Source organism: Streptomyces sp. 147326, assembly GCF_045000215.1.
GTDB lineage: Bacteria > Actinomycetota > Actinomycetes > Streptomycetales > Streptomycetaceae > Streptomyces.
The window spans coordinates 7,717,329-7,735,878 of the sequence record NZ_CP134201.1; the positions used below are offsets into that span (position 1 = coordinate 7,717,329).

General features: G+C 73.7%; 16 protein-coding genes. 7 read left to right on the plus strand and 9 right to left on the minus strand.

What is annotated here, in order from left to right; translation table 11 throughout:
• Nucleotides 1-5: 5 nt before the first annotated feature.
• Nucleotides 6-494, minus strand: a complete 489-nt coding sequence (locus tag RIU97_RS35335; protein ID WP_404961567.1) for a hypothetical protein — start codon at nucleotides 492-494, stop codon at nucleotides 6-8.
• A gap of 152 nt (nucleotides 495-646) precedes the next feature.
• On the minus strand, nucleotides 647-2,749 hold the full coding sequence (locus RIU97_RS35340) for a PIG-L family deacetylase (protein WP_404961568.1): 2,103 nt from the start codon (nucleotides 2,747-2,749) through the stop codon (nucleotides 647-649).
• Between the two features lie 265 nt (nucleotides 2,750-3,014).
• On the opposite strand from RIU97_RS35340, the gene lnt reads away from it, so the two are divergent.
• The 3 genes from lnt to RIU97_RS35355 all read left to right on the plus strand — a co-directional run bounded on the left by lnt (nucleotide 3,015) and on the right by RIU97_RS35355 (nucleotide 6,538).
• Nucleotides 3,015-4,664, plus strand: a complete 1,650-nt coding sequence (gene lnt, locus RIU97_RS35345) for an apolipoprotein N-acyltransferase (RefSeq protein ID WP_404961569.1) — start codon at nucleotides 3,015-3,017, stop codon at nucleotides 4,662-4,664.
• A gap of 37 nt (nucleotides 4,665-4,701) precedes the next feature.
• Complete coding sequence (locus tag RIU97_RS35350) at nucleotides 4,702-5,187, plus strand: NUDIX hydrolase (RefSeq protein WP_404961570.1); 486 nt, start codon at nucleotides 4,702-4,704, stop codon at nucleotides 5,185-5,187.
• A gap of 133 nt (nucleotides 5,188-5,320) precedes the next feature.
• Complete coding sequence (locus tag RIU97_RS35355) at nucleotides 5,321-6,538, plus strand: acyltransferase family protein (RefSeq protein WP_404961571.1); 1,218 nt, start codon at nucleotides 5,321-5,323, stop codon at nucleotides 6,536-6,538.
• A gap of 21 nt (nucleotides 6,539-6,559) precedes the next feature.
• On the opposite strand, the gene RIU97_RS35360 is transcribed toward RIU97_RS35355, so the two are convergent.
• Together RIU97_RS35360 and RIU97_RS35365 are read right to left on the minus strand one after the other, a co-directional pair.
• A complete protein-coding gene (locus RIU97_RS35360) occupies nucleotides 6,560-7,336 on the minus strand; it encodes a trypsin-like serine peptidase (protein ID WP_404961572.1) in 777 nt (258 codons plus the stop codon).
• A 107-nt stretch (nucleotides 7,337-7,443) separates the two neighbouring features.
• On the minus strand, nucleotides 7,444-7,971 hold the full coding sequence (locus RIU97_RS35365; RefSeq protein WP_404961573.1) for a hypothetical protein: 528 nt from the start codon (nucleotides 7,969-7,971) through the stop codon (nucleotides 7,444-7,446).
• Nucleotides 7,972-8,238: 267 nt separating this feature from the next.
• Here RIU97_RS35365 and RIU97_RS35370 point away from each other — a divergent pair, with 267 nt between their 5' ends.
• Both RIU97_RS35370 and RIU97_RS35375 read left to right on the plus strand, forming a co-directional pair.
• Entirely contained in the window at nucleotides 8,239-9,528 is a 1,290-nt protein-coding gene (locus RIU97_RS35370) for an ATP-binding protein (RefSeq protein WP_404961574.1), read from the plus strand.
• Between the two features lie 154 nt (nucleotides 9,529-9,682).
• Nucleotides 9,683-10,009 carry a DUF6191 domain-containing protein gene (locus RIU97_RS35375; RefSeq protein ID WP_404961575.1) on the plus strand — a complete coding sequence of 109 codons (327 nt, stop codon included), beginning with the start codon at nucleotides 9,683-9,685 and terminating at the stop codon, nucleotides 10,007-10,009.
• Here the strand turns inward: RIU97_RS35375 and RIU97_RS35380 are convergent.
• The 5 genes from RIU97_RS35380 to RIU97_RS35400 form a co-directional block, all read right to left on the minus strand.
• A complete protein-coding gene (locus RIU97_RS35380) occupies nucleotides 9,987-10,607 on the minus strand; it encodes a hypothetical protein (protein WP_404961576.1) in 621 nt (206 codons plus the stop codon). The genes RIU97_RS35375 and RIU97_RS35380 overlap by 23 nt on opposite strands.
• A complete protein-coding gene (locus RIU97_RS35385; RefSeq protein ID WP_404961577.1) occupies nucleotides 10,604-12,214 on the minus strand; it encodes a serine/threonine-protein kinase in 1,611 nt (536 codons plus the stop codon). The genes RIU97_RS35380 and RIU97_RS35385 overlap by 4 nt, the downstream gene beginning before the upstream one ends.
• A gap of 137 nt (nucleotides 12,215-12,351) precedes the next feature.
• On the minus strand, nucleotides 12,352-13,605 hold the full coding sequence (locus tag RIU97_RS35390; RefSeq protein WP_404961578.1) for a Tm-1-like ATP-binding domain-containing protein: 1,254 nt from the start codon (nucleotides 13,603-13,605) through the stop codon (nucleotides 12,352-12,354).
• A gap of 48 nt (nucleotides 13,606-13,653) precedes the next feature.
• Entirely contained in the window at nucleotides 13,654-14,151 is a 498-nt protein-coding gene (locus RIU97_RS35395; RefSeq protein ID WP_404961579.1) for an NUDIX domain-containing protein, read from the minus strand.
• Nucleotides 14,152-14,224: 73 nt separating this feature from the next.
• A complete protein-coding gene (locus RIU97_RS35400) occupies nucleotides 14,225-15,256 on the minus strand; it encodes a cation diffusion facilitator family transporter (protein ID WP_404961580.1) in 1,032 nt (343 codons plus the stop codon).
• A gap of 179 nt (nucleotides 15,257-15,435) precedes the next feature.
• Between RIU97_RS35400 and RIU97_RS35405 the strand changes: the two genes are divergently transcribed.
• Complete coding sequence (locus tag RIU97_RS35405) at nucleotides 15,436-17,844, plus strand: FHA domain-containing protein (protein ID WP_404961581.1); 2,409 nt, start codon at nucleotides 15,436-15,438, stop codon at nucleotides 17,842-17,844.
• A 6-nt stretch (nucleotides 17,845-17,850) separates the two neighbouring features.
• Nucleotides 17,851-18,531: a hypothetical protein gene (locus RIU97_RS35410; protein WP_404961582.1), complete on the plus strand. Its 681-nt coding sequence runs from the start codon at nucleotides 17,851-17,853 to the stop codon at nucleotides 18,529-18,531.
• The last annotated feature ends 19 nt before the right edge of the window (nucleotides 18,532-18,550 follow it).

The window sequence follows — 18,550 nt, forward strand, 5'->3', positions numbered from 1 at the left end:
GTGTCTCAGACGGGGTCCGTCCCCTCACGCTGCGGCGGAGCGGTGCGGACCCGCTCGAGCTCGGCCAGCAGGTGCCGGTAGGCGAGCTCTTCGGCCGCTATTGCCCGGGCGAGGGGCGGGTGGTGCGGATCACGGCGGGACCGGGCCTGTGCCGCGGCGGCGAGGCGGAGCTGCCTCGTGCGGCGCACCTCGTTCCCGGCCGTGACGTACGCGTCGTCGAGGAGCCGGTGGTCGAGGACCTCGGCGAAGGCGCGCTCCGCCAGGACGTCGAGCCGGTCGAGGTCGTCGGAGCAGCTCGAGGGGGCCTGACCGGCACAGCCTTCTTCGAGGGCCCGGGACAGCGACCGCACGGTCGCCCCGAGCTCCGGATACCCCCAGGCCGGCGCCGCGTCGTTCCGGCACCCGGTGGCGAGGGCCACCAGCACGGCGGCGCAGGCCACGGCGCGGAACCTCCCCGGTCCCGCGCTCCCGCGCGCGGTGGAGCAAGCGGCCATGGGAGCTCCGATCACCAGCGGTCAGCCGGTCAGCCGGTCAGCCGGCCAGTCGGGTCAGCCGGTCGGGGGCCGGCCCCGTCCGGGTCCCGACGTGGTGCCCGCCATCGTCGCCCGCTCCGGCCGCCCCTGCCACCCGGAGCTGAAGGCGGGACCTAGCGCCCGGCCTGCACGACCGTCGAGGGCTGGACCGCCCGGTGCCACGGGGAAGAGGGCGGGCGGCTGCCGGGCGGTTCGGATCCGGTCGGGGGAGCCGTCGTGACGTGCAGGCCGGCGTCCAGGCCGAGGGCCGCGGCGAGGGCCGTGCCGTCCGGCTCGGCCACGGCCGCCGGCGCACCCGTGTAGAGCATCTGGGACTCGTACCAGGAGGGCGCGTCGCCCGGGCCCGACACGCCGATCGTGCCCGCGCCCGCGCGGCCGGTGAGCAGCCCGCCCGTCACGCCGACGGCGCCGTAGCCGCCCTCGCCGCCGGCCTCGGTGACCGGGGAGAACACCGGCGCGGTCCCGCCCGCGGTGGCCAGGCTCGTCCCGACGGTGCCCGTGCCGGGGCGGCGGAAGTAGAGGCGGACGCCGTCGCCCTGCGGGCTCGCCGACAGGGGTCCGGTGGTCGCCGGCAGCCCGGTCGGGAAGGGGCCGCCGAAGGGGGCGTCCGGCGTCGGCCGGACCCAGGCCAGCACGGACCCGGCCGTGGCCGCGTACACGTGGCGCCGCCCCGCCGCGTCGGTCGCGGTGACCGGGTCGCCCTGCAGACCGGCGCCGCCCAGGGCCTGCCACGCGCCGAAGGCGTCGTCCGGGGCGTCCTGTGCGCGGGCGCGCAGGGTGCGCCGCGAGTCGCGTACGTACACGGTCATCCGGCCGTCGCCGTCGACGGCGACGGCCGGTGCGCTGATCGCCGAGGTGCCGGATATGTCGCCGGTGTCCGGGGTGCCCAGCGACTGCCACGGTCCGAAGGCGCCGCCGGGCGCGGCCTGGACGGCGTACACGAGGTCGCGTCCGTACTCCTGGGGTGCGGTGCCCAGCGTGGTGCGGGTGCCGAAGACCGCGATCCTGCCGTCGGGCAGCCGGACGGACGTCGCGCCCGCGTCGATCCCGGAGCCGGGGAGGAAGTCGGGCCCCTGCCAGGGGGCCTTGGGGCCGCTGCGCGTCCAGTACGCCATCCGGCCGTCCAGGACGGCGAAGGCCCACAGCCGGCCGGAGGCGCCCTCGGTCATCCAGGAGGTGCCGTCGCCCCGGCTGTAGCGGATGGTCTGGCTCCAGCCGGCGCCGGTGGGCCGGGTCGCGGTCTTGCGGTCGCCGCATCCGGCGGTGCTGCCGCACCAGTCCTGGTGGTCCGTCCACGCGTACGTCTTGAGGTAGCCGAGCTTCTCCTCGGCCGCCTGCGGGTCGAGCGTCGGGGGCAGGGAGCTGTTGGGGTAGCTCACGTAGTTCTGGACCGAGAAGTGCGGCCGGTCGGCGGACTTCGCGTAGCGTTCGGCCGCCGCCTGTACGAAGCGGGCCCCGTACATGTGGTCCTGGTGGTCGAGGAAGGCGCCGCCCTGAGCCCGGCCGGGCGTCGGGTCCTGCGTCCGTATCGTCGTCGGCCGGTACCGCGCGAAGACGTCCGCGATGGCCTCCACGGCCTGTTCCTTGGTGTACGAGAACCAGGGCTTGACCGGCGTCCCGGAGGTGAGCTGGGCGCCCAGGGCGGAAACCTTGCCGTCCCACAGGCCGCGCAGGCTGTCCGGGTTGTCGCCGGAGATGCTGCGGGCCTCGCGCAGCTGCATCCATATGAGGTTGACCTCGGGCCGGGCGACGAGGACGTCCACCTCGGCGCTCCCGCCGCCGGCGGTGGGTATGGACTTGCGCTGCCAGGCGCTGGCGCGGTTGCCGGTGGCCATCTGCGCGTAGGCGGCCCGTATCCCGTTCTGCCGGGCCTCCGCGTAGGCGGCGTGGTCGGCGGGGCGTTCCGGGTCCTCCAGGTGCGGGCTGTGGGCCTCGTTCCTGCCGTCGGACTCGCCGGAGGTCAGGTACACGGTGGCGACCTTCACGCCCGTCGATATGGAGCGGCTCAGGTCGGGGTTCATGAAGAAGAGGTCGTCGTCGGGGTGTGCGACGACGTGGAGGACCGTGCCTTCGGTCACACTCGGGCGGAAGGCCGTCTCGGGGGCCGCCGGCTCCTGCGCGTTCCCGTATCCGTAGGCCCAGGTCGTGACCCCGGCGGCGCCGATCGTGAGCGCGGTGAGCAGGGCCGCGAGGCGGCTGCGGCTGGCCAGGGACATCTGCAACGCCTTGAGGATCGGTCCGGTGCGGAATTCCGCCGAGGGGGTGAGTCGGTGTCCCGATGGCTCCACCGCTTCCGGAGACGACCGGGCCCGATTATGCCCCGCGCGTTTGCGACTGACACACCCTCAAGAGGCGTATGTAACGAGGTGACTTGAATACGAGATATGAGTGACTTGTCCCATTTGGGATTACTTGGGTAGTGGTCGCGACCGGCCCGGGCGCTTACCCCTGTCCGAGGCGTGGGGACGTACACTCCGCCAGATGAGCAGCAGTGTCACCCGCGCGGCCGGGAACGAGTCCTCGCAGCCCGCCGACGGAGCCCCGGCCGAGGCCGCGCCGCCCCACGCCTCGGCCCCCGGCAACGCCTCCGCCGCGCCCTCCGCCCCCGCGCCGCGGAAGGGAGCCCGGCTGGTGCGCGCCGTCCTCGCCGTCCTCTCCGGCGTGCTGCTCTACCTCAGCTTCCCGCCCCGCCCCCTGTGGTGGCTGGCCCCCTTCGGCATCGCCCTGCTCGCCGGCTGCCTCCACGGCCGCCGCGCCCGGGCCGGATTCGGCCTCGGTTTCCTCGCCGGCCTCGGTTTCCTGCTGCCGCTCCTCGTCTGGACCGGCGAGGAGGTCGGCCCGGTGCCCTGGCTGGCGCTGGTCAGCCTCGAAGCCCTCCTGATCGGCCTCACCGGCCTCGGCATCGCCCTCGTCAGCCGGCTCCCGGCCTGGCCGCTGTTCGCCGCCGCCGTCTGGGTCGCGGGCGAGGCCCTGCGCGCCCGGGCGCCCTTCGGCGGGTTCCCCTGGGGCAAGCTCGCCTTCGGACAGGCCGACGGCGTCTTCACCCCGCTCGCCGCGCTCGGCGGCACACCCCTGCTCTCCTTCGGCGTGGCCCTCTGCGGATTCGGCCTCTACGAAGCCCTGCGCATCGCCCGCCACCACCCCGGCCGCGCCACCGCCGCGCTGGCCGCGCTCACCATCGCCGCCCCGATCGGCGCCGGCCTCGCCGCCCGTCCGCTGGTCTCCGACGCGGCCGAGGACGGCACCGTCGTGGCCGCCGTCATCCAGGGCAACGTGCCGCGCCTCGGCCTCGACTTCAACTCCCAGCGCCGCGCCGTCCTCGACAACCACGCCAAGCGCACCGTCCAGCTCGCCGAGGACGTCAAGGCCGGCCGCGTCCCGAAGCCCGACTTCGTCGTCTGGCCGGAGAACTCCTCCGACCTCGACCCGTACGCCGAGCCCGACGCCCACGCCGTCATCGACCAGGCGGTCAAGGCCATCGGCGTGCCCGTCGCGATCGGCGCCGTCGTGTCCCCGGAGACCGGCCCGCTGCGCAACACGATGATCCTCTGGGACCCCGTCGCCGGCCCCACCGCGACCTACGACAAGCGCAAGATCCAGCCCTTCGGCGAGCGCATCCCGATGCGCTCCTTCGTCCGGCTCTTCAGCTCCGACGTGGACCGGGTGCGCAGGGACTTCGGCCCCGGCAAGGACCCCGGCGTCTTCGACATGGCCGGCAGCGGCGTCGGCATGGTCACCTGCTTCGAGGCCGCCTTCGACGACGCCGTCCGCTCCACCGTCCGGGACGGCGCCCAGGTGATCGCCGTACCCAGCAACAACGCCACTTTCGGCCGGACCCAGATGACCTACCAGCAGCTGGCCATGGACCGGGTCCGCGCCGTCGAGCACAGCCGGACCGTCCTCGTCCCCGTCACCAGCGGAGTCAGCGCCGTCATCCGCCCCGACGGCAGGATCACGGCGGAGACCAGGATGTTCACCGCGGACGCGCTGGTCGCCGAGATCCCGCTCCGCTCCACCCGCACCCCGGCCACCGTCGTCGGCCCGCTGGGCGAGTACGGGCTGCTCCTCTTGGCCGCGGGCGGCTTCGGGTGGATCCTGACCCGGCGGATCCGCGCGCGCCGGGCGGTCTGAGGCGGGGGCCGGCGCCCCGGCCTCGTAGGGTCGGGGGATGACCACACCCGATTTCATCCGTGCGATCCGAGCCACCGCCGGGCACCAGCTGCTCCTGCTGCCCGGGGTCACGGCCATCGTCCTCGACGACCGGGGCCGGGTGCTGCTCGGCCGGCGCTCCGACACCGGGCGGTGGTCCGTGGTCGGCGGAATCGCCGAACCGGGGGAACAGCCCGCCGAGACCGCCGTGCGCGAGGTGTACGAGGAGACGGCGGTGCGCTGCGTCCCCGAGCGGGTGGTGCTCGTCCAGATGCTGGAGCAGATCACCTACCCCAACGGCGACATCTGCCAGTTCCAGGACATCACCTTCCGCTGCCGCGCGACCGGCGGCGAGGCGCGGGCCAACGATCACGAGTCCCTCGAAGTGGCCTGGTTCGAGGTCGACGCGCTGCCGCCGCTGGAGTCCTTCGCCCTGGACCGGATCCACCGGGCCCTGCGGGACGAGCCCACCTGGTTCGCGGCGCCCGTGGAGATCCGGGAATAGGGCGCGTCCGGCAAACCGGTCGGGTGTGGCCGGGCTCACCTGGCGGCGGCCGGGGTGCGCTGTTAGGTTCCGCTGATCCGACGGCGGTCATCGGACAGTCGTACGTTCAACGGGGGACGGTCGAGGAATGGGCGTGCGCACTTCAGCCGGAGGGCCGCAGCCGAGCGGCGGCCCGCGGACCGGTGGCATACGTGACGGTGGTGCGCGCACCGGAGCCGCCGGCGGACGCCTGGCGGCCCTCGACGGCGTCCGGGCCCTCGCCGCACTCTCCGTGCTCTTCTACCACTACGTGGCCCTCGACAGCGCCTGGGGCGAACCGACCGGGGGCGTCTTCCCCGCCGCCCACGGCTTGGCCGTCTACGGCTGGCTCGGCGTCGAGATCTTCTTCCTGGTCAGCGGGTTCGTCATCTGCATGAGCACCTGGGGCCGGACGGTGGGCGACTTCGCGGTGTCCCGGGTCTCCCGGCTGTTCCCCGCCTACTGGGCGGCCGTGGCCTTCACCTCCCTCGTGCTGTTCAACTGGCCCGAGGTGAGGAAGATCAAGGATGTCAGTGACGTCGTGGTGAACCTGTCGATGCTGCAGGGCGGCATCGGGGTCCCCCACCTCGACGACGCGTACTGGACCCTCTTCGTCGAGCTCAAGTTCTACGTCCTGTTCGCCGTCGTCGTCATGCGCGGCGTGACCTACCGCAACTGCGTCCTCTTCTGCGGGGCCTGGACCCTCGCGGGCGTCGTGGCCCCCACCGTCGACAGCGGCGTGCTGTCCTTCTTCGCGGCGTCGTCCGCCTCCCCGTACTTCATCGCCGGAATCGCCTTCTACCTGATGCGGCGCTTCGGGCCGAACGCCGTCCTGTGGGCCGTCATCGGCGTCCAGTTCCTCCTGGCGCAGCACCACGTGCACGCCCGCATGATCGCCAGCCTGGGCCGGGGCGTCACCCAGCAGACGCCCTCCTGGCCCGCCCACGTGATCATTCTGCTCGGCTTCACCGTCATGGCGGCGATAGCCCTCGGCGCCCTCGACGGCATCCGGTGGCGCTGGCTCCCGCACGCCGGAGCGATCACGTACCCGCTCTACCTGATCCACATGCTGGCCGGGCTGACCTTCATCCACCACTTCCGCCACGAGGTCGCGCCCGTGCCCCTGGCCGTCGGCGTCACCGCCTTCATGGTGCTGCTCGCCTGGCTCATCCACCGGTTCGTCGAACGCCCGCTGGGCCGTTTCCTGCGCGACAGGCTGCGGCGCGGCATGCAGGACATCCGCTCGGCCACCCCGGCCCGGCCCCCGCTCGTCGAACGGCTGCCCGCGCAGCCCTCCGCGCCCGAGGCGGAACGCATCCCGGCCGTCCGCTAGACCCTGTCAGGCCCAGGCCGTCTACCCGGCGTCGGCCGCCTCCCGGTACAGCTCCACCGCCTGGTCGCCCATCACCGCGCTGTACGAGACCTCCGGTACGGTCCCGCCGCCCTCGTGGCCGCCGAGCACCCCGGCCAGCGCGCCGTCCACCAGCCAGGGGCTGCCACTGGTGCCGCCGCTGAGGTCCGGGCAGCCGATCCGCCGCTGGGTCTCGGAGAACAGCTCGGTGGTGTTGGCGCAGCGCAGCGGGGCCTCCAGGGTCCGCGGGTACCCGATGACCGTCACCGCGGCGTCGTCCGGCTGCTCGGCGGCGACCGGGAAGCCGCCCACGAGGTCCTCGACGGACCCGTTCCGTCCGCCGTCCACCGGGGCCACCGTCGCGAAGGCGATGTCGTCGTCCGGGTTCTGCCGGTCCGTCCAGCCCGGGGCGAGGTACACCCCGGTGAGCTTCCAGAGACCGTACGGGGCCTCGCCGTCCCGGTAGCCCGGCGCGAAGACGGTGGTGTACGGGCTCTCCAGGCAGTGCGCGGCGGTGGCGATCACGTCGTGGTCGTCGCTGCGCACCACGGACGCGGTGCAGAAGTGCCCGCCGTCGAGCCCGTCCGCGAAGAGCGCGCCCACCCGGTCCGCCGTGGCGCCGGGCACCGCCTGCGCGGTGATCCCGGGCGGCGCTCCGGCCGTGGCGTCGGGCACGTCCACGCCGAGCAGCGCTGCCATCGCGGTCAGCGCGAGCAGGATCCGTGCTGCCCGCCGCGCACGGATGCGCCGGGCCGGCCGGGGGAGCATGCGGTGGATCATGACTCCACCCTGCCCGCCGAACCTATGTCCGGAGCCCGGTGTTCCGTATGAATCCCCTGTGAATCCGGTGGACCCGATGTGAAACCCGGAGCGACGGGCCCGCGAAGTTACCCGGGGCGCTCGTCGACCGTCACCCGGCGGCCCCGCACCTGCCGGTCCTCCACCACCCCGACCACACCCGGCACGAGCAGGCCCGCCGCCGCCGGGAACCGGGGCGCGCACGCCCGTACGGCCGCGCCCAGGGCGGCGCCGATCAGCAGGGCCAGACCCAGCATGGAGAAGAGCACGTACCGGTCCGGGAACAGCGGCTGGACCAGCGACAGCCCGATCAGCCCGAGCTGCGGCACCGCCAGCAGCGGCAGACCCACCGCTGCCGCCGAGAGGCCCTTGCGGTCGGGCCGGTCCGCCCGCGCGCCGAGCCCGCCGATGGCGAGGAAGATCCCCGGGCCGATCGGCATGTGCCAGGCCCGCCGCCCGGGCCCGCTCTCCAGGAGCGGGACCAGCAGCAGCGTCGACAGTCCGGCTCCGGCCGCGACCAGCGCGTACGGCCGACCCTCCTGCAGGTAGAACTGGACAACCGGCAGCAGCCCGAGGGCCAGCCCGCCACCTGCCAGGTCGCCGCCTCGTCCCGCCACACGCTGTCCTGCCGGGAGAGCCCCCACAGACCGAGCGCCAGGGTCCCCAGGAACGGGACGAGTCATACGAGACGCCCGCGTCGGGCCGCGGATATGTGGCAAAGCATGAAGGCGATGGGGTCCTCGGTCTGGCGTTCGGGCGGAAGGCACCAGTCTATGGACGACACGGACGGTTTCCGGACCGCCTGTTGTGCACGACGGAGCGTGATCGGTCGGTACTGCCGCCCCTAGCCTCGCCGCAGGAGCACGAACGAGGGGCGGTACCCGGTGAACTGGCTCATCCACGACTACCGCGAGAGCGATCTCGCAGCGGTGGTCCACCTGATCGACACCACGGCCGAACTCGGCCAGGAGTCCGTCTTCTCGCTCGCCGAGTGCATCAGCGCGCTGACCGGCCGGCAGCCCTGCGTGGTCGCCGTCCACCAGGGCGTCCCGATCGGCGCGGCACTCGCCTGCGTCACCGGGGAGCGGGCCTGGGTCATGCGGATCGCGATCGCCGCCGGCTGGCGCGGCCGCGGCCTGGCCAGCGCCCTGCTCGTCGAACTGGAGCGACGCCTCATCGCCGCGCGCGTCGGCCGCATCGCCTACGTCCTGCCCGAGGAGGACCTGCTCGGCGAGGGCCTGCTCAACGCCGGCTACACCCGGCAGCCCGCCGTCGCCTACTTCGAGAAGACCGAGCCCCTGCACGGGCCGGCGGCCGGCCTCCTCGACGACCTCGGCGGCCGCTTCCTCCCCAACGACCTGTGGGCGAAGGTCGCCGGCATGGAGAAGGAGAAGGACCTCATCGAGCGGCGCGTGGTGCTGCCCCTCGCCGAGCCCGAACGGGCCGCCTCGCACGGGGTGCGGCCGCCGCGCGCGATCACCCTCTTCGGCCCGCCCGGCACCGGCAAGACCACCTTCGCCCGGGCCATCGCCTCCCGGCTCGGCTGGCCCTTCGTGGAACTGCTGCCCTCCCGCCTCGCCGACGAGGGCAACCTGGCCGCCGCGCTGCGCGACGCCTTCGCCCGGATCGCCGAGCTGGAGCGCGTACTCGTCTTCATCGACGAGGTGGAGGAGATCGCACCGGTGCGCACCGAGCCCGCGCAGCCCGGCGGGATCCACGGCGTGACGAACGAGCTGCTCAAGCTGATACCGGGCTTCCGGGAGGGCGACGAACGCCTGCTGGTCTGCGCCACCAACTCCATCCGCTCCCTCGACCCGGCCTTCCTGCGGCCCGGCCGCTTCGACTACCTGATCCCGATCGGCACCCCGGACGCCGGGGCCCGCGCCGCGATCTGGTCCCGCTACACGGCGGGGCGCGCGGACGTCGACGTGGCGGCCCTGGTCGCGGCGACCGAGCTGTTCACGCCGGCCGACATCGAGCACGCGGCGCGCATCGCGGCGCAGGTGTCCTTCGAACGGGACCTGGAGGCGGTGGGCGTGCGGGGCGCGGCGGCCGCTCAACTGGGTGCGACCACGGAGGACCACCTGGCGGCGGTCCGGCAGTGCCGGCCGACGGTGACCCCGGCGATGACGGGCGAGTTCGAGGCGGACATCACGGCGCACGCCCGCTTCTGACCTGCGCCACGCCCCATGGACTTCCGTCCCCCGGTTGCGGCGGGGGAGGGAACGCGGAACGGCCCGCCAGGGGACAGGGCGCCCGCGCCTCGGCCGGACGGCTACGGTCCCCTCGGCCGAACGGCCGAACCACCGGGTCGGCTACCGTCGGGCCATGGGCTTCGTCAGCTTCATGACCCTTCCGGGGCTGGCTGTGCTGCTCACCGCCATGGCCTTCCTCGACCTGGCACTGGAACGCGCGGGCCGCGCGGGGCTGCTGCCCTGGCGCTGGAACGGCCGTCAGGGGCAGATCTCCGCCACCGGCTTCGAGCAGCTGCACGCCAGCTTCTCGCCGGGCAAGCAGAACGGGCTCAAGGAACGGCAGAGCGCCCTCGTCCTGCGTGACGACGAGGAGGACGGCGCGCCGCCGCGTTCCCGCGTGGACCTCGACGGCGGGCTCGCCGTCATCCGGCTGCCCGCTACGGGGAGCAGCGGTACGTGAAGTCCACCGCGGCCGAACGCTGTCCCGGGGACAACAGCTGCAGCTCGGCCCGCGCGGGGTAGTTCCCCGTGCCCTGGAAGGTCCACAGCAGGTGCAGCCGGGCCTCCCGCTGCCCGCGAGGCACCCGTTCCGTCAGCTCCTCCGACCGCGTGCCGTCGCTGCGGACCCAGCGGTAGGTGAGGGTCCCCGGGCGCCCGTTGGTCCCGACGACGGCCACCACGTCGGCCGTCGCGTCACAGGGCGGGCCCTGGGGATCGGTGGTCACGGCCACGTCCCGGACCTCGATGGCGGGCCCGAACCGCTGCCACCCGAGGTACGCGAGGACGGCGGCCAGCACGACCGCGGCGAGGGCGTACCGCCGCAGACCGGCGAGCCGGCGGCGCCGGGGGGCGGCAACGGCGGCCACCACCAGGGGGAACGGCGCGGGCATGGCCGCGGTCACCCCGGGCCCGAACCGGAGCACGGACCCCTCGACCCGGTCGGGGGCCACCTCCGGGGCCACCGGGGCCTCCGGGGCCACCGGGGGACCGGAGAACCAGTGGCTCCCGAGGACGGTGGCGCTGTAGTCGTCGCCCTCGGGGGCGCGGGGATCGGTCATCGGGGCACGTCCTGGCAGCGCAGGAGGTACTGCGAGGCCGACGCGGACTTGTTCCCGGCGGCCGGCTTGGTGGTCACCCGGACGCCTCCGTAGCAGCCGCGGTCGCGTGTGAAGGTGTGGGACTTGACCACGGTGACCGGCGAACCGGCCTGGACCGTGAAGGACTCCGTGCCGTCGGGGACGGAGTAGGAGCCCTGCGCGCCGCCGAGGAACCACTCCAGCACCACCGTGACCGGCCCGGTGCCCTGGGCGGCGACCGAGACCGTCGCGTCACCTCGGTACACGCCCGTCTTGAGCGACACGTCGACCTTCGTGACCACCAGGGTCGGCGTCGGCGTCGGCGACCAGCTCACCGTCGGCTTCGGGGTGGGGCTCGGCGAGTACGAGTACGAGGGCGAGGGCGAGGGCGACGCCGAGGGCGACGCGGACGCGGACGGCGAAGGACTCGCCGACGCCGAGGGGCTCGGGGTCGGCGAAGCGGAAGCGGAGACCGTCGGGCTCGGGGCCGGGGAGGCCCATCCGGGCGGGGCCGCACTCGTCGTGGCGAAGGCGCTCAACGCCGAGGCCCCGCCCGGGGCCGCGCCGATCGCGTCCGTGGTCAGCACCACCACCGCGCCCAGGACCAGCGCGATCCCCGCCGCGAGCCAGCCGCTGCGGCCGGGCGCCCAGCCCGAGCCGCTGCTCAGGGTGGTCGTGGCCACCGCCGTGGTGCCCGCCGCCGGGGCGCCCGCCGAGGGGAACAGCAGCGGCAGCAGCGCGGCCAGCGCCGCCAGTTTGCGCTGCCCGCGCTCCTCCCACTCGGGCCCGTACGCGGCCAGCGCCACGCCCTCCAGCTCCGCGACGAACGCCTCGGCGTTCTCCGGGCGCTGTTCGGGCTGCTTGGCGAGGCCCCGCCGGATTAGCGGCCGGACGGGCTCCGGGGCCTCGGTCTCCGGTACGGGCGCCTCTATGTGCTGGACGGCGAGCTCCGCGAAGTTCTCCCCGTCGTACGGCTTGCGCCCGGTCAGGCACTCGAAGAAGGTCGCCGTCGCCGCGTACACGTCGGCCGCGGGCGAGGCCGGCCGGCCCTGCCACTGCTCGGGGGCCATGTAGGCCGGGGTTCCGGCCACGCCGGGCGTGGTGCCGCGGTTCGCCGCGATCCCGAAGTCCACCAGCTTCGACGAGCCGTCCGCCGCGACCAGCACGTTCTCCGGCTTGTAGTCCCGGTGGACCACGCCGGCCCGGTGCGCCGCCGCGAGCCCGAGCAGCGATCCCTTGAGGACCACCAGCGCGGCCTCGGCGTCCGCCTGCCCGGACTGCTTGAGCAGCGCGCGCAGGGAGATGCCGTCGACGAGCTCCATCACGATGGCCGCGCCGCCGGGCGACTCCACGTACTCGTACAGCCTCACCACGTACGGGGTTCCGAGCCCGCCCAGGAGGCGGGCCTCGGCCCGGAACTCCCCGACGAACGCGGGGTCCTGGCGCAGCCGGTCGCTGAGGTACTTCACCGCGACCGCCGTGCCCGTGGCGTCGTGGACGGCGAGCACCACGCGGCCGCTGCCGCCCGCGCCGAGTTCCCGGACCTCCGTGTAACCGGGGACCGACCATGCCGCCCGCGTGTCCTTCATCGTTCCCGCCCCCTGTCCGGCTGTCCGCCGTGCCGTGCCGCACCGTCCCGGTGCCCGGTCGGTGACCGGCCACCCCCTGGGACACGGTTTCCGGCACGGCGGTTCCCAGCCGTGCGGGGTGTCTCAGGCTGCGGCCCTCAGGCCGCGGCCGCCATCGCGCCGATCATGTCGTGCAGCCGGTCGGCGGCCGCCCGTCCGAAGGCCGGGTCGTTGATGTGCGTGTCGTAGTCGTAGAGCCGGGCGGCGCTGCCCCGCAAGCCCTCGCGCAGCGCCGAGAACAGAGCCCGGTCCGCGCCGGGGTCATGGTACGGGCCGCCCGGCGATCCGAGCGTGGACAGTCCGCGGAGCGGGACGCAGACGGCCGTGGGGCCGGTCGCGGCGCGGAGTTTGGCGGCGACCCGGCGGCCGAGTTCCGTGCATTCCGCCTCGTTCGTCCGGATCACGGTGATGGACGGGTTGTGGACGTGGACCCCCCGGTCCAGGACCCGCTGGGGCAGGCTGTCCAGCGGGCCGAACTTCACCATGTCCAGCGCCCCCAGGCTCACCACCTGCGGGATCCCGGCCCGCCCGGCCGCGCTGAGCCGGTCCGGGCCCGCGGTGAGGGTGCCCCCGCACAGGTCGTCCGCCAGCTCGCTGAGGGTGAGGTCGAGGACGCCCGCGAAGATCCCCTGGCCGGCCAGCGTCTCCAGGGTGCGGCCGCCGGTGCCGCTGACGTGGAAGACCAGCACCTCGTAGCCCAGGTCCGTCAGCCGCTCGCGGGCCGCGTCCACACCGGCCGTGGTCACGCCCGCCATGCTCGCCGCGATCAGCGGGCGGGCGCCCGCTCCCAGCCGGGGCGGGCGGCGCTCCAGGGAGGCGCGGGCGTAGGCCCCGGCCATTGCGGTGATCGCCTCGACGGCGTTCGCCAGGACCGGTCCGGAGACGCTGTTGATCCCGGCGATGTCCACCACGCTGTACATCATCGTGATGTCCGAGGAACCCACGTACGGGCTGACGTCCCCGGACGCCATGGACGAGACCATCAGTTTCGGTACGCCCAGCGGCAGGGCGCGCATCGCCCGGGTGGCGATGGAGGTGCCGCCGCTGCCGCCGATCGCGAGCACCCCGTGCAGCCGGCCCTCGGCGTGCAGGCGTAAGAGCGTCGCCTCCGCGCCGCGGGCCATCGTGGTCACGGCCGCGCCCCGGTCGGCGGTCGCGCGCAGTTCGGACAGTTCCGTTCCCGCCGCCCGGGCGACCGCGTCACGCGGCACATCGGCGGGCACCCGGGGTTCGCCCATGATTCCTGTATCGACCAGTACCACTTCGACGCCGGCGCGCAGCAGCCTCTCGCGCAGCCAGCCGTACTCCACACCCTTGGTGTCCAGGGTTCCCACCAGCACGACGTTCGTCATATGTGCAATGTCCATGCAGGTGGGAGTGTTGGCAAGCGCAAGTACGAGTCAGCTCTCAAGGCCCCCAAGGAGCCCCAACAGCCGCTCCAGGAAAGGGACTTGAGACTTAATCAGCATTTTTTCAGCCAGTGGCGGAGCAAACCATGCCACCCGGTCCAGCTCCGGGAACTCCTGTTCGTTCCCGGAGTGCGGGGGCCACTCCATGGTGAAGGTCCCGGGCACCATCAGCTCCGGGTCGAGGTCCGCCTCCACCGCCCAGATGGTCACCAGCTTCCCGCTGGTCAGCCGCACCTCGCCCAGCGGCAGGTACTCGCCCTCCGGCGGGGGCAGCCCGATCTCCTCGGTGAACTCCCGGCGGGCCGCGTTCCGCGGTGTCTCCTCCGGCCCGTACTCGCCCTTCGGGATGGCCCAGCCGCCGGCCTCCCGCCCGGCCCAGAGCGGGCCGCCCATGTGCCCGAGCAGGACCTCGACCCCGGGCGGGCCCTGTTCCGGCGGGCCGCCGGTCCGCCGGAACAGGAGCAGTCCGGCACTGCGCTTGTGCGTCATGGATCCATCCATGCCCCGTACGGGCGCGGGTCAGTGCTCCGGAGCCGGGGGCGCGCGGTCAGGCGCGCGCGGGTCAGTGGTCGTGCGGGCCCTGCCGGTGGACCGGCCCGTGCGCGTCCGCGCAGTGGGCGCCGGCCGGGCCCTCGCCCGCGCGGCCGACCGTGAGGAGGGAATCCTGCGCGTGGTCCACCTGGAGGGTGGTGTGCGTGATCCCGTACTCCTTGGCCAGCAGCCCCTCCAGGTCCCGGCGTACGGCGTGGCAGTCGCCCTCCGGCTCCACCAGCACGTGCGCGGAGAGCGCCGCCTGCCCCGAGGTGATGGTCCAGATGTGCAGGTCGTGCACCTCGGTGACGGGCGGGTGCCCGACGAGGTGGTCGCCGACCGCGTCCGGGTCCACATGGGCGGGAGCAGCCTCCAGGAGTATCCGGCCGGACTCGCGGATCAGCCCGTAGCCCGCCTTGAGCATCAGCACCACCACGACCAGCGTGGCGATCGCGTCCGCCTGCCGGAATCCGGTGGTCAGCACGATCACGCCGGCGACGGCGGTCCCGATGAAGGCGAAGAGGTCGTTCAGGATGTGCTGGTAGGCGCCTTCGACGACGAGCGCGGAACGGTTGGCCCGGGAGATGCACCAGGCCGCGGCCACGTTGACGGCGATGCCGGCGAGCGCCGTCACCACCACCAGGCCGCCTTCCACCGGCGGCGGATCCATCAGCCGGCGCACGGCCTCGTACGCCAGCCAGAGCCCCAGCAGGATCAGCGTCAGGCCGTTCGCCTGGGCGGAGAGTATCTCCGCCCGCTTGAGGCCGTACGTGAAGCCGCCGCGGGCGGGCCGCGCGGCCAGCCGCATGGCGATCAGCGCCAGCACGATCGAGACGGCGTCGGTCAGCATGTGTGCCGCGTCGGAGATCAGGGCCAGGGAGTTGGCCATGACGCCGACGACGACCTCGATGGCCATGAACCCGCCGATCAGGGCGAGCGCGATCGCCAGCCAGCGGCGGTCGGCGTCGGCGGACACGCCGTGGCTGTGTCCCGCGTGTCCGTGCCCGTGCCCGTGCCCGTTTCCGTGCCCGTGGTCGTCGTGCGCGTGGCCGTGCCCACTCATGGCGTCCCCCGTCTCATCGCGGCACCCGTGTGTTCGGATCCGTCGCGTGAAGTGAAGCGCACCCCGGCGAGATGGGCAAAGGCTGCAACGGGGACCGTTGTCATTACCCATAAGAGGCCTCTGACCTGCGGCGATGTCGGACCGCTGCCGGGCGGGCGGGTTCATGGGAAAATCTGCTCATGGTCCAGCGCCCCGGTGTGCCGACCGCACCCGAGCTCGTCCTGGTGACCGACACGGGCTCGATCGCGATGAGCCCGGGCCGGACCTACCACGTGGGCCGGGACCCCCTCTGCGACATCTGCCTGGAGGACGCCCGCGTCTCCTGGCACCATGCGGTCCTGCGCCCGGAGGGCGACCACTGGACGGTGGAGGACGAACACAGCACCAACGGGACCTGGGCCGACGGACGGCGCGTCCACGAACGGACCGTCGGCGTCGGGAGCCGGCTGTGCTTCGGCGACGCGGAGGACGGCCCGCGCGCCGTCCTCGTCGGTGCGCCGCCGCCCCCTCCGGCTCCCCCTCCGCCACCGCCTTCCTCCGCCGCGCCGGACGCCGCCGCCGGCCGGCCGTCCCGGGTCGCGTCGCTGTCCCGTACCTTCCAGCAGCCGACGACCGTACGTCCGCTCCTCGCCCGTACCGCCGTGAGCATCGGCCGCGACCCCGGGAGCGACCTCGTCATCGACGACCTCACCGTCTCCCGCCGCCACGCCGAACTCCGTGCCCTCGCCGACGGCACCTACGAGATCGCCGACCTCGGCAGCCACAACGGCACCTACCTCAACGGCGCCCGCCTCGACCGCCGGGCCGCCCCCCTCGCCCAGGGCGACATCGTCGGCATCGGACACTCGGCGTTCTGCCTCGTCGGCGACCAGCTGCAGGAGTTCGTGGACACGGGCGAGGTCTCGCTCGACGTCCAGGACCTCACCGTCGCCGTCGACAAGGGCCGCAAGATCCTCCTCGACCGGGTCTCCTTCCCCGTGGGAGCCAAGTGCCTGCTCGCCGTCGTCGGCCCCAGCGGCGCCGGCAAGTCCACCCTGCTCGGCGCGCTCACCGGGCTGCGCCCCGCCGACCAGGGCACCGTCCTCTACGACGGACGCGACCTCTACCGCGACTACGCCGAACTGCGCCGCCGCATCGGGCTCGTCCCCCAGGACGACATCCTGCACTCCCAGCTCACCGTGCGGCGCGCCCTCGGCTACGCCGCCGAACTGCGCTTCCCGCAGGACACCGCCAAGGCCGAACGCCAGGCCCGGGTGGAGGAGGTGATCGGCGAACTAGGCCTCCAGCAGCGTGCCGACCAGCCCATCCACAGCCTCTCCGGCGGCCAGCGCAAACGCGTGTCCGTCGCCCTGGAGCTGCTCACCAAGCCCTCCCTGCTCTTCTTGGACGAGCCCACCTCCGGCCTCGACCCCGGCATGGACCGCTCGGTGATGCACATGCTGCGCGGCCTCGCGGACGACGGCCGCACGGTCATCGTCGTCACCCACAGCGTGCTCAACCTCGAAGTCTGCGACCGCCTCCTGATCCTCGCGCCCGGCGGACGCACCGCCTACTACGGCCCTCCGGAGGAGGCCCTCGGATTCTTCGGCTTCGAGCAGTGGCCCGAGGCCTACGAGGCGTTCGAGAACGAGCAGAACCGCGACTGGGCCGGGCAGTACCGGGCCTCACCGCTGCAGAGCCGCTACGTCGACGTCTCCGCCCGAAGGTCCCCGCCCCCGCCCGCGGGGGAGGCTGCACGGGCCGCCGGCGTCGTGCCGCAGCCGCCGCCCAAGGCCCAGAGCTGGGGCTCCCAGCTCTCCACCCTGATCCGCCGGTACACCGCCGTGCTCGGCGCCGACCGCACCTTCCTGGCCATCATCGTCGGGCTGCCGTTCGTCATGGGCGGCCTGGCCCGCGCGCTGGCCGGCAGCGCCCTCACGGCCGAGACGGGCCTGAACGCGCTGTTCATCCTGGTCCTGGGCGGAGTCCTGACCGGCGCCGCCAACGCGGTGCGCGAACTGGTCAAGGAACGCGTCATCTACCAGCGCGAGCGCGCCGTCGGCCTGTCCCGGTCGGCCTACCTGATGTCCAAGGTGGTGGTCCTGGGTGTGCTCACCATCGCCCAGGCCGTGGTCCTCACCGTGGTAGGCCTCGCCGGGGTCGACACCAACGCCCCCGGCGGCAAGGGGATCTTCCTGCCGCCGCTGATCGAGATCGCCCTCGCCGTCGCCCTGCTGTCGTTCACCTCGATGCTGCTCGGCCTGATGATCTCCGCCCTGGTGACCAAGGAGGAGGCCACCATGCCGCTGCTGGTCCTCCTCACCATCGTCCAGTCCGCCTTCTGCGGCGCCCTGCTGAAACTCGCCGGCGTCCCCGTCCTCGAACAGCTGGCCTGGTTCGTGCCGGCCCGGTGGGCCATGGGCGCGATGGGTACCACCACCGACCTCGGCGCGATCGTGCCCCTCAAGATCACCCAGGACCCGCTGTTCGATCACAAGGCGAGCCTGTGGCTCCTCGAAGTCGGGATGCTGCTCGTCCTGTCCGTGCTGTTCACCGTGCTGGTGGCCCGGATGCTGCGCCGCACCGAGCCCGCGGTCATGAGGAAGTAGCCGCCCATGACCAGCCCCGGTCCGGGCGAGGACTTCCGGCCCACCCACATCGTCCCCCAGGAGGGTCTTCCCGCCTGGGAGAGCCCCGACGTCTCCCGCCCCACCGTGCCGCTCGACGGCTTCCTCCCGGTACAGCTGCTGTCCCGGCGCGGAGACTGGGGCGAGGTCCTGTGCGCCAACGGCTGGTCCGCCTGGGTGGACGGCCGGCTCCTGGTGTCGGTGCCGCAGCCTCCGCCGACGGCCGACCGGCCGCTCGCCCGTACGGAGGACGCGCGACCACTGCTCACGCGCGCAGCCGAGGCCCTGGATCGCTACCGGCGTGCCGTGGACGAGCTCGCCTCGGGGAGGACGGACGCCGATTCCTTCCGGCGGACCGTACGGGGGCTGCGGGCCGGGGTGGTCGTGGACGGGGAGTCCGTGTGGGTCTACGACGTGACGGCGGGGAAGTGGCTGTACGGCGACGCGAGCCGCCTGACGACCTTCGCGGTCGTGGCGGCACCGGGGGCCTCGCCCGGTCCGCCGCAGCCGCCGGCCCCACCCGCGCCCACACCGACACGGGCGGGCGCCGGGGCCGGCGTACCACCGGACAGGCCACCGGCCGACGGGGAGGCGGCGGACCGGCCCGAACCCGACGCGGAGCACGACACCACCCGGATCGTGGACACGCGCGATCCGGAAGCCGACTGAGCGCGGTCCCGGAAGCGGC